At 42.0% G+C, this 11,547-nt stretch carries 9 protein-coding genes; 3 read left to right on the top strand and 6 right to left on the bottom strand.

Annotated elements, in window-relative coordinates; translation table 11 throughout:
• Window positions 1–3 precede the first annotated feature (3 nt).
• The 4 genes from LEP1GSC192_RS18905 to recN form a co-directional block, all read right to left on the bottom strand.
• Window positions 4–2,901: an outer membrane protein assembly factor gene (locus tag LEP1GSC192_RS18905; RefSeq protein WP_020771665.1), complete on the bottom strand. Its 2,898-nt coding sequence runs from the start codon at window positions 2,899–2,901 to the stop codon at window positions 4–6.
• A gap of 90 nt (window positions 2,902–2,991) precedes the next feature.
• Window positions 2,992–3,459 (bottom strand): biopolymer transporter ExbD, encoded by a 468-nt coding sequence (locus LEP1GSC192_RS18900; RefSeq protein WP_020771597.1) that lies wholly within the window; start codon window positions 3,457–3,459, stop codon window positions 2,992–2,994.
• A gap of 1 nt (window position 3,460) precedes the next feature.
• Complete coding sequence (locus tag LEP1GSC192_RS18895; RefSeq protein WP_036091203.1) at window positions 3,461–4,066, bottom strand: MotA/TolQ/ExbB proton channel family protein; 606 nt, start codon at window positions 4,064–4,066, stop codon at window positions 3,461–3,463.
• Between the two features lie 134 nt (window positions 4,067–4,200).
• Window positions 4,201–5,907 (bottom strand): DNA repair protein RecN, encoded by a 1,707-nt coding sequence (gene recN / locus LEP1GSC192_RS18890; protein ID WP_020771660.1) that lies wholly within the window; start codon window positions 5,905–5,907, stop codon window positions 4,201–4,203.
• A gap of 591 nt (window positions 5,908–6,498) precedes the next feature.
• On the opposite strand from recN, the gene LEP1GSC192_RS18885 reads away from it, so the two are divergent.
• From LEP1GSC192_RS18885 to LEP1GSC192_RS18875, 3 genes are all read left to right on the top strand, one after another.
• Window positions 6,499–7,203 (top strand): hypothetical protein, encoded by a 705-nt coding sequence (locus LEP1GSC192_RS18885; RefSeq protein WP_020771582.1) that lies wholly within the window; start codon window positions 6,499–6,501, stop codon window positions 7,201–7,203.
• Entirely contained in the window at window positions 7,187–7,957 is a 771-nt protein-coding gene (locus tag LEP1GSC192_RS18880; RefSeq protein WP_020771649.1) for an SDR family NAD(P)-dependent oxidoreductase, read from the top strand. Before LEP1GSC192_RS18885 ends, LEP1GSC192_RS18880 begins: the two co-directional genes overlap by 17 nt.
• A gap of 454 nt (window positions 7,958–8,411) precedes the next feature.
• Window positions 8,412–8,714: a helix-turn-helix transcriptional regulator gene (locus LEP1GSC192_RS18875; RefSeq protein WP_020771579.1), complete on the top strand. Its 303-nt coding sequence runs from the start codon at window positions 8,412–8,414 to the stop codon at window positions 8,712–8,714.
• 33 nt (window positions 8,715–8,747) lie between these two features.
• On the opposite strand, the gene rfaD is transcribed toward LEP1GSC192_RS18875, so the two are convergent.
• The gene (rfaD, locus tag LEP1GSC192_RS18870; protein ID WP_198289343.1) at window positions 8,748–9,716 is read right to left on the bottom strand and encodes an ADP-glyceromanno-heptose 6-epimerase; all 969 of its coding nucleotides are present in this window, start codon (window positions 9,714–9,716) and stop codon (window positions 8,748–8,750) included.
• 66 nt (window positions 9,717–9,782) lie between these two features.
• Window positions 9,783–11,540 (bottom strand): UbiD family decarboxylase, encoded by a 1,758-nt coding sequence (locus tag LEP1GSC192_RS18865; protein ID WP_020771655.1) that lies wholly within the window; start codon window positions 11,538–11,540, stop codon window positions 9,783–9,785.
• Window positions 11,541–11,547 lie beyond the last annotated feature (7 nt).

The following is an 11,547-nucleotide window of genomic DNA, read 5'->3' as shown; positions in this document are numbered from 1 at the left end:
CCCCTAGAATCGGTAGTCGCCGATACCGAAAACGAACTGGAATGCGTTATCCGATTCATATCTTTCGAAAGGTGCCCAGAAATTTCCGGTAGGTTTTAACTTTTGGGCAAAGTAAATACGAAGTGGAAGAACAGGGATCTGGACCCTAAGACCTATACCCCAAGAATATCTCATTCTATCCATTGCAACGTTATCCGAGGATAGGATCAATCTTCCCGGATTGTTCAATTCGTCATAGGTTACGTCGGCCTTACGTCCATTCTGCAAATTGAAATTGTTTTGAATGTACCAGCCAAGCGGGTTCGCAGCAATCTGATCCGCTTTATTCTTATCGTAAGATTCGAAATAATCTTTTTTTGTACCTACTGCACGGTTCACCTGTTCGTACAGTGCTCCTCCGTCCAAGAATACGACGAGCCATAGTAAGCTCGGTTCTATCGGAATACGGAGTTCCGTATCGAAGAGGAGACGATGTTGGGCACCGTCTCTCCATTCCACTGGATACTTCTGGTCGTTATAAAACCAACCTCTTAAGGATTCGTAACCGCCGATAATAAGTAAATCCTGGGGACGAATATAAGGGTCCTGGATCGGGTCCTGATTTTGAGACCCGCCCGCCGGAGATCTTTGGAAAATGAAAGTATCGGAAGTCCTAAACTCCTGGACCACTCTCCATCTACGAAGGGCATTATTTCGGATCAAACCTCCGAAAGTAAAGTCGAACCAAGTATGATAATATTCCGCTAAGATCCTATATTGATCGAAGTGGGAAGTTCCACCCAAATGCTGCCCTACATTATCCACTTGGAAAAGCAGATCGTATCCGCGAGTGGGAGCAAATACGTTATCTCGTACATCGTAAGCTATACCGTTTGTGATTTGGGAACGGAACTGCCATCCTCTTCTTACGTTAGCCAAAACCGCATCGGACACAAGGGCTGTCGGATTGGAATAAGAATAAAAAGCGGGTGTATATCGGTGGAAGTGAGTCCAGTTGGTTCCTAACCTGTGGGCTACTCCCATCGTAACCCCTAAACCGTTATTATCATAGGTGGCGTTCTCCACCGTAGGAGCAGTTGTACTATCCGAAATGGAGATCGTAGAAGTGGATCCCAGGAATATCGACCGAGAAAAATAGAACATGGAAAGTGAAAGAGACCAAGGGGTATCGTACATCCAAGGTTCCGTCCAAGAGATCTGGAAGGATCTACGATAAGGTCCGAACTCCAAACGTCCCGACACTTTTTGCCCTGTACCGTTTAAGTTGTTTTCTCCAATCTCAGTAAAGATCGTAAATCCTGTGATGGTTCCGTAACCCCCGCCCATGGAAACCGTTCCGGTAGGTTGCTCCAATACTTCGATGACAAGGTTCATCTTTGTATCGTCCGAACCGGGTCTCATGTTGAAGTTTACTTCTTTAAAATATCCTAGGTTAAAGATCCTCTCTCTAGAACGGTTTACTAATCCGGAATCGAATAAATCTCCCGGTTTGAATAGTAACTCCCTACGGATCACTTTGTCCTGGGTCTTCTTGTTTCCTTTAATGATTACGTTCTCTATCTGCGCCAGATTGTTTTCGCGAATGGTAAAATCCACGTGAACGAATTTACGTCCTCTCAGTTCCGGACTATCTCTATAAATTTCTCGTAATTTACGGATATTTAATTGTTTATATTCTTCCTCGCATGTCTTTCTCTCCAATTCGGTCCTTCTGGTGGCGCAATTTTCATAATATTCTAAACTTTCCGAATCCAAAGAAACGATCTTTCTTCGGGGAATCACCTGGGCGAAAATATGACCCTTGGAACCGTAGAGCTCGTTTACTGTTGCCCTATCCCTGGAAAATACGGACTCATCGAAAACTTCTCCTGCATCCTTTGAACTGTAATCCAAGGACTTTTCTATCTCCGAGACTGTGAATAATGGTTTTAATTTGTCCTTAGGAGTTTCAGGAGGATTATTCTCTTTATTTAGGAAGATAGGTCTACCTTCCCCGTCCGTACTCATATCATGAGCGACCGTGTATCCGTTAAAATAATACACCTGACCTTCATAAAGTTTGATATTGACTATGATGACTCTTCTGTTTTTCTTTTCCGCGTTTTCCCAGTGGATCTCCCAATTGGTACCTTCTCGGATCAACTCTGAATCCAAGTAACCTTTACTTCTTAAGTAAGCTTGGATAACTTCCTTATCTTTTTCAAAGGAACTCTCTTTAAAATTACCGCCTTCGAATAGACCTTCTTCCTTTAACTCCATGAGCCCCAGTAGTTCCGAAGTTTCAATGGTCTCGTTTCCGTAGATATTTATCTTTGCAACCGGGATCTCTTCTCCCTCGTCTATGATAAAACGGACCTTTACTAAGTTCGTCTTAGCATCCGGTTTCCCGAGTTCCACTTTTACATAAGCGAGGAAAAATCCTTCATCTTTATATTTTTGTAATATAACATCCCTGGACTTGGTAACTTTCTGCGGAGTGATTACCTCATTGTCTTTAAGGGGCATCTTATCCCTGAGGTCGGCAGGAAAAACCTCGTCCGCTCCGATAAATTCAATCTCTTTAACCCGAGGTCTTTCCCTAAGGTCGAAAATGACACGGACGCCTCCTTCCACATCTTCCGCCTTTATATCAATATAGTAGAAGAACCCGGATGCAAATAAGGCCTTTAAATCTCGGTCTATGACCCCTTTGGTGAGAAGTTTCCCTGTTCTCAATTCCAAAAGAGAACTGATATCCGAATCGGATGTGTTCTTGTTTCCGTTAAATTTTATTTCTTTTACGATCTTTCCGAAATAATCGCTCTTTTTGGAGAAAAGTTGAGAGATCTCGCCGGAGTAAAAAAAGAATCCGCTTACAAAAATAACGGCAAAGGATTTATATATAGATACTTTTCGTTTCAAGGGTCTTTTTGGAATCGCCTTAAGGCTTTATTTAAAATCAAGAAAGCAAAGAACCTTCTCGAAATAAGTCTTTAGATCCACCGAAGAGGATCACTGACCTCCCGGTTGCCGAACCATTGCAAGATTGAATCTTGTTACTCCGGCTTCGTTCACTTTATCGATCACTTTGACGATGGTTTGGTAACTTGCCCCGCCATCCCCTCTGATAATCACCCGATTTTTACTTGGCTCTTTTTTATCTTTGTCGTCGCCCTGGTTCTGGCCATTGAACAATTTGATCTTTTCAGTCAGTTTTTCCAAAGGTACAGGTTCCGTATCTTTATCTAAGAAAATTTTTCCATCCTTATTGACGGTGATTACAAGTTCATCCTTTTTCTTTTCCTGGGCGGTACTGGAAGATCTAGGAAGTTCAATTTTTACGACTGTGGATTTTTCCAAAGTAGCGTTCATCAAAAAATAAATTACAATGAAGCAGATAACGTCGATCATAGGTGCGAGCTCAATCTGCCCTGCCTTAAAACCTCCGCTTTCGCCCCGATTCCATTTTTTGAATTTCATTTTATTTTAAAAACCTAAGCGCCTGCTCGGAAAGACTTTCCATTTCGGAAATCGCATCTTCTTTTTTCTTTTGGAAGAAATTGTGGAAAATATAAGCTGGGATCGCAACCGCAAGCCCCATAGCCGTGGTGATCAATGCCTCACTGATCCCCACTTCCGCTCCCCTGGTTCCGGAACCTTCTGCAAAGGAACGAATGATCCCCAGAACCGTTCCTAAAACCCCTAAAAGGGGGGAAATGGTAGCAATCGTAGCTAACGGAGAAAGGAATTTTTCCATTCTTTGGATCTGATTTAATCCTTGGGTCAGGATCTCATCGTCAACGGAAGACGAATTTTTTTTAAACTGTGTGATACCTGCCTGTAACACCTGAGATACAGGTCCTTGGCTGAGGCTTCTTATTAAATCGGAAGCAGAGTCGTAGTTTTTCTCTCTGAGTAGATCTTTTACCCTTCTCCAATCGTCCGGGGTAATAGATTTCCAACGAGAGAAGAAGATCAGCCTTTCTATGATGATTGTAAACCCTACTATGGAAACGAGAAGGATCAGAATAGGTACAGTTTCCGGCGGAATAATGGAAACCAAAGAATCTGTTTTGGCAAGGATCATATCGGCTTGAGGTTCTCCAAGGAGTAGGGTTTCCAACTCGGCTATCCCTGCCAAACGATTTTTAAAAGGAAGTATTCCTTTTTACCGGAAGCAAATTCTGCCCCGGTAAAAAAATGGGAACCCAAGAAGGAGGATTATACCGCCTTCTTTTTGAGCAATTCCTTCGCGTGATGGAGAGCGCCTTTGGAGATATTTTGACCCGCAATCATTCTTGCAAGTTCCATGGTTCTCTCCTCCATCCCTAGAAATTCAGTTTCCGAGACTGTCCTTCCCTCTTTTAATCGTTTACTCACAAGAAGATGATGGTCTGCCGCAGCTGCAATCTGCTGCAAATGTGTGACCAAAATGATCTGGTGAGTTTTAGAAAGAGTTCTTAGTTTTTTTGCTACATCCGAAGCGATCTCTCCACCCAGACCGGAGTCAATCTCGTCGAAAACTAAAACTTTTCCATCAAAATTGGAACCTAGTACACTTTTGATCGCCAGCATCACTCTGGAAATTTCTCCTCCGGAAGCGATTTTACGAAGAGGTCTTGGCTTCTCTCCAGGATTCGGACTAAAATAGAATTCCGCCTGATCCAATCCGAATTCATTTACCAAATAGGATTTTCCCTGGGCCTCCACCTCTCCCTCCGGACTTGTTTCCCAGCGAAGTACTACCTGTAAACCTGCTCCTTTCATTCCTAATACTTCCAACTCGGATTTGAGTTTGGACTCGAATTTGTTCAATACTTCTCGTCTAGATTTGGAAAGCTGTAAGCAGGCTTGGGTCAATTTATCGGCAGCCTTTTTCTTTTCTTTTTCCAAAGAGGTTTTAGAATCTAAATTTTGTTCCAAGGCGGCAAGTTCGTCTTCCGCCTTCTTCTTTGTTTCTAAAATTTCAGAAATAGAATTTCCGTATTTTTTCTTAAGCTTTTGGATCAGATCCAATCTGGATTGCACATGGGATAATCTTTCCGGAGAAAAGAATACCTCTTCCTTTTGGTCCTGGGCGGCAGTATTGATCTCACGGATCGTAACGTACGCCTCTCTGAGGGCGACATCCATTTCGTTTAATGATTCGTTTAAAACTTTGATCTTGTCGGATGCGGCAAGCACCTTGGGAAAAATCCCTAAAACGGAAGATTCGCTTTCATGTAGGTAACCGGTGATAATATCCAGATTCTCGGCGAGTTTTTCTCCATGGACGAGCAAGTTCTCTTCCTTACTCAGCTCTTCCTCTTCTCCCTGTTTTAGATTGGCGGAATGGATCTCTTCTATCTGGTATTGGAGGATTTCTTTTTTCCGATTCCGATCTGCATGGGATAGTTCCATCTCTTCTAATCTTCTTTTAAGACTTTTATAGGTTAAAAACCCTTCCTTCACTTCTCCTCGTAGAGTATGTAAACCGGCAAAGCTGTCTAGGATATCCAACTGTTGCGCCTTGTCCAAAAGCAAGATCTGGTCGTTCTGATTATGGACTTCGGATAAAATCTCTCCTAGACCGCGAAGCACCTGAGCGGAAGAAAGTGAATGATTGATCTGGATCTTAGTTTTTCCGTCCCGAGTGAACTCTTTTCGGATCACGACCACGGACCCATCGAGTCGGAATCCATGTTCCTGCATCCAAGTTTTGGCAGCAGGATTTTGGGAAATATCGAATTCCGCTTCTAAACAATATTTATCCGAGCCTGTTCGGATATCCATAGTGCTACTCTTGCCTCCAAGTAAGGAAGAAAGAGCATCTAGTAAGAGAGATTTTCCGGAACCGGTCTCTCCCGTAATCGCAGTCAGCCCTTTACTTAAGTCGATTTGAGCAGATTCAATTAATGCGAAGTCTCGAATTGTAATTGTTTGAAGCATGATTTTGTCCTCCCGGCAACAATATACTATTCGTGCGTTTATATACTTTTGTAAACTATTTTTTTGTATAGTATTTTAAAAATTTTAAAAGTCACACGAAAAAGAGAATTTGGAGATTTTTAGAGAATATATGGAAGAATTGTCTATTGAGATCCAATTTCAGGACATATAAGAATTTAGTAATATTTCGAAAATGAAACCGATAGAAGTTTACTAATCACGGATCCTTTTAGCGTCTACAGGTCTTTGCGTGAACAAATCATATTATAATAATTATCACTCGAAGCCGCAAAGAATAGAAGATCTCTTTTTTAGAAACCCGCGTGCTCGTTTGGCGCACCTTGTGCTTCGCTTGCATTGCGGCTATCTTCGCTCCCTATAGGTCGCTCGATAGGTCAAAAATTCGTGCCGCAATTTCTTAGCAGGAGGTGAGAGCCTGGTCCGAGCCGGATGTAGTCCGGATCGGACGCGGCCTGCCCGAACCGTTTGTATCCTTTTTGAGATCTGGAATGCGCCGATTTTTGATTGCATGAATCGTCCTAGCGGAAACACTGGGTATCGATTTTTCTCTCTGCTGAGGATTGAACGAGCATGGCAAAAAGTTTCAAAGATCTAGACGCCCAGCTCTCCGAATACATCCTCAGCCGCTCCCGCATCTCCGTTCAATCTTCCAGAATGAACTCTAAATTGGAAAAATATGTTCTGCGTATCCTAACAGAGGTTCTGGAAAAATTAGGACAATCAAGATACATTGAGATGTTGTATACGATCACCAAGGAAATGGCGATCAATGGAGTAAAGGCCAACCAAAAGCGGGTTTTTTTCGAAGATCTGGGTTTGGATATCCGGAATCTCGAACATTACGACCAGGGTTTAGCTCAATTTAAACAGAACTTCTCCGAAAAAATGGCCGACGAATACGGGAAACGTTGTCTTGCCAGAGGCGTTTTTGTCAAAATTACGGTCACCTACACTTCCGAGGGTTTGGTGGTTGAAGTCGTGAACAATACTCCTGTGATCGATATCGAAGAAACCCGGATGAGAGAGAAGATGAGAAAGGCGATGGAATATAACGATATCGCCGAGTTCTATATGGACAATATGGACAATACAGAGGGAGCAGGTCTTGGGATTGCCCTAATTATGATCCTTCTCAAAAGTGAAAATATAGATCCGAACTTATTCAGGATCCACACGGATTCCTCCGAAACGATCGCCAGAGTAGAGATCCCTTTCACCGACGATTACGTAACCATTAGAAGTAAGGAAATCAACCAAGTTGGAAATAACAAATAAGACTGCCGTGATCACCGGTTCCGCCGGAGGTTTAGGCAAAGAGATGGCCATTCATTTTGCGAAATTGGGAGCCAATATCGTTCTATCGGATATCTCCGCCGATAAACTTGCAGTAGCCAAAACAGAGATCGAAGCAATTGGCGCTAAGGTCATCGCAGTTCCGACGGACGTTTCCAAGGAAAAAGACGCAATTGAACTCATGGAAAAAGCGGTTTCGGCGTTCGGATCCGTGGATATTGCGGTTTTAAATGCCGGGATCTTAAGAGACGGTCTTTTGATCAAGGCGGACAAACAAACAGGTAAGGTTGCCTCCAAGATGTCTTTGGCGGAATGGCAGGCGGTAATCGACGTAAATCTAACCGGAGTATTTTTAACCGGTAGAGAGGCGGCAGTCCAAATGGTAAATAACGGTACCAAAGGAGTGATCATACCTATCGCCTCCGTTTCTATGCATGGAAACCCTGGCCAGACCAATTATTCTGCGGCTAAGGCAGGCGTAGCTGCCATGACAAGGCTTTGGGCGAAAGAACTCAGCCGCTACGGTATCCGTGTCGCGGGAATTGCACCCGGATTTATCGCTACCGAAATGGTAATGAAAGATATGAATCCGGAAGCCCTTAAAAAATGGGAGTCCCAAATCCCGATCGGTAGATTGGGGAGACCGGATGAAATCGCTAACACTGCGGTATTTATCGCTCAAAACGATCTGGTAGATGGAGTCGTTTTGGAAATTTCAGGAGGGGTCAAAATTTGACCCCTTTGTTTCTTTTCACCCTATCTTTAATCCATTAGTTTTCCTTAATTCTTCCACACTTTTGCCCTCAATACTCCCATTTCGCCTATCTTAGTTAGGCTGAAAGCTTGTTCATCTAATAAACGTTTTCCTGAATTAGAATTCCGGCAAATTCGAAGATTATAATAGTACATTTTTCGTTTATTGTTAAATTGGAATATTGAGTTTTTGGGATCTTCTAAACGTAAGAGGCTTCTAATATTCGAAGGATTGAAATTTATAATATTCAATATACGTAAGTTTTAGAGGTTAATAATCCTACATTTGGTAATAAATTATTTTCCATTTTATTTACATAATTATATCATAATTTACACGATTTATAATTTTACAAAAAATAGAGATAGTTTTCGTAAATCCTTGTAAATTTCAAAGGTTATGTTAGAGTGGATTCAAATACAACAGAAGGCAGATTATGGCAGCCCAAAAGTTAGACATTAAAAAAACTCATCTGGATTCTACTATCCGCGGACTTAAAGCAGTAGCGCATCCTGATAGATTAAAAATCCTTCTCCACCTTTCTAAAAAGGAACACAGCGTAGGAGAACTTGTAGACGCACTTGGTATCAGCCAATCAGCTGCTTCCCAGCACTTAAGCAAAATGAAAGAAGCAGGATACTTAGGAAGCAAAAAAGTTTCCAATCAAGTATTCTACTCCATCAAAGACGCAAAGTTTAAAGCATTTGCGAAATCTTTACTTCAGATCTTTTCTAGGTAATTAATAATTGGGGGTTCTCTTAAAGGACCCCCATTATTCTTCTTCTTTTCGGATCAGATCCACGTAATCCGCAATCGCAGTTTCCAAATCAGTAAATCCTTCTTTAAAACCGCTGGAGATCAATTTTTGGGTCTCAGCCTTTGTGTAATACTGGTATTTTGCCTTTAAACTCTCCGGCATTTCCATATATTCTATATTTTCCGGTTTTCCCATGGCCTTGAATAATGCGGAAGCGAGCGATTTCCAGGTTTCCGCTTGTCCTCTTCCTACATTATATAAACCGAATTTACGATTTTCTAAAAGATAGAGGCTGATCTTGGCGGCATCTTTAACGTATAAGAAGTCCCTTTTTTGTTCCCCGTCCTTGTAATCCGGACGGTAAGACTTGAATAATTTTAATTTTCCTTCGGTAGAGATCTGCTCGTATCCTTTTAACACTACGGATCTCATATCTCCCTTATGAGCCTCTCCGAATCCGAATATATTGAAATATTTCACTCCGGTGATCTTATCTAAGAATCCTTTTTTTAAGGCATATAGATCGAACATTTGTTTGGAGTATCCGTACATATTAAGGGGTTTTAAAGAATGGATCGGCGCCTTATCGTCGTATCCAAATTGCCCGTCTCCATAAGTGGCTGCAGAGGAGGCGTATAAAAATTGGATCTTTCTACGCAACGATTCTTCCGCTAGGATCTTAGTGTATTCATAATTGTTTCGGATCAGATAAGAAGCATCCGTTTCCGTTGTGGAGGAACAAGCGCCCAAATGAAAGATATGAGAATATTCTTTTAAGATATCGGTGGTTTGTATTTTTTCTAGGAATTCCTCTTTTTCGGAATAGTCAGAATATTGTAAACCTCTTAGGTTTTTCCATTTATTAGTCTTGCCCAAATGGTCGACGATGAGGATATCAGAGATCCCCTGCTCGTTTAGAAGTCTGACTATATTACTTCCGATCAATCCGGCTCCGCCGGTAACGATTACTCGTTTCATTCCGATTCATCCATTTAGTTATAGTTCGCTCGGCAAGTTATCAAGAGCCTAGAGACATTTGGAGACAGGTTCCTATAGTGAATCCAAAAGTCTACCAAATCTATTCTCCACTTGTTTGGAGATTTTAGGATCTTCTTCCAGAACGGGAGGATACCAAGTTTTTAATCTTGCATCCACAAGGATGGGACCTTGGAAAGAAATATGATTTCGGATGACTTTAGAGTCGCCGAAAATATCCGCAGCAGGTTCGAATCGAGTAAATACATTCCAAATGAAATCATGATCGGATTTTGTAGCTTCCCCCGAATCATCTACTAAGAATACGAATAAAAATCCCTGGGTGATCGCTTCTTTACGAAGTAACTCCAGAGATCCGTCCCCTTTTTTGTATTTTGGTCCGGAAACCACTAAGACCCCAGGACAATATACTTTAGGATCTTTGAATTTAGAATTTTTCAAAGTAGAAGTGATCTTAGGTTTTAATTTTTGGATTTTGGGTCCAACTCCTAGTAATATCGCCTTACTTCCTTCGTTAACTTTCGGTCCTGTATAGTCCAATGTATCTTGAGAAATATTGGAGAAGATATGTAAGTCCGTCTCCGGTTGGAACCTTTCTAGTGCTGCAAGAAAAGTAGTTTTAAAATCCATCAGAGGAACGTCTTGGTCGGTCACGATCAAGAACTTAGTGAGAGATAATTGTCCTTCTCCCAAAATCCTAAGAGCGCCCATAAATGCCTCTTTTTTGTATCTTTCTTTTACGATCGCAGCCGCTAAAGAATGTACTCCGGATTCTTCGTAAGCCCAAATTCCTTTTACCTGAGGCATTACGATCGGGAACATTGGAGATAATAAATGCTGCAGATACTCTGCGATCCAATGATCTTCTTGTGGAGGACGTCCAACCACTGTGGCAGGCCAAATCGCATCCTTACGAGCGTAAATTTTATCCACTTCGAATACCGGATAATCGTGCTTTAATGCGTAATATCCGTAATGATCTCCAAAAGGTCCTTCCGGTCTCCTGATCTTCGGAGGGATTTTTCCGATGAGAGCAAAGTCTGCATCCGCAACGATAGGAAGCGGACTGATCTTTTTATTTTTGACAACCTTTAGCCTTTCGCCTAATAAAAGTGATGCGAGCAAAAATTCACTGATCTCTTCGGGCAGAGGCGCCACTGCGGAAATGGTAAGCGCAGGAGGACCTCCTACATAGATATGAGCCGGTAATACATTTCCTTCCTCTTCCGCCTCCGAATAATGAAACCCCCCTCCTCTATGGATCTGTATATGCATCCCGGTAAGTTTAGGTCCATGGAATTGAATACGATACATTCCCAAATTTCCTTTTCCGGTTTTGGGACTTTCCGTATATACCAAAGGTAATGTGATAAATCTTCCTGCGTCTTTAGGCCAGGATTTTAATGCGGGCAACTCATCCAAACTTTGCAATTCGGAATCCAGAATAGGAGCCTTGTTTACTTTTCTAAGTCCAACCTTTAGAGCGGTCCAGGCAAGGGACCTTGCTTCCCATACTTTTTTTGGAGAAGGGGGCATCAGATGTTTCGCTGTATATGCGATTTTTTGAATAAACTTTTCGGGTTCTTCACCGAATGCGATCCTGATCCTTCTTTCCGATCCGTATAGGTTGGTGGCTACGGAAAATTTTGATCCTTTTACATTTGAGAACAGAAGGGCGGGTCCTCTTTTAGCGACTACCCTTCTCTGGATCTCTGCGATCTCCAGAATAGGATCCACTTCTTCCTTTATTTCTAGAAGTTCTCCTTGTTTAGAAAGTTCTTTTACGAATTCTGAAGTAGATCGAATGCTCATAGTTTTC

Origin of the sequence: Leptospira sp. B5-022 (assembly GCF_000347035.1) — a bacterium.
GTDB classification, from domain to species: Bacteria; Spirochaetota; Leptospiria; order Leptospirales; family Leptospiraceae; genus Leptospira_B; species Leptospira_B cinconiae.
This window is presented reverse-complemented; position numbering and strand designations above follow the sequence as displayed.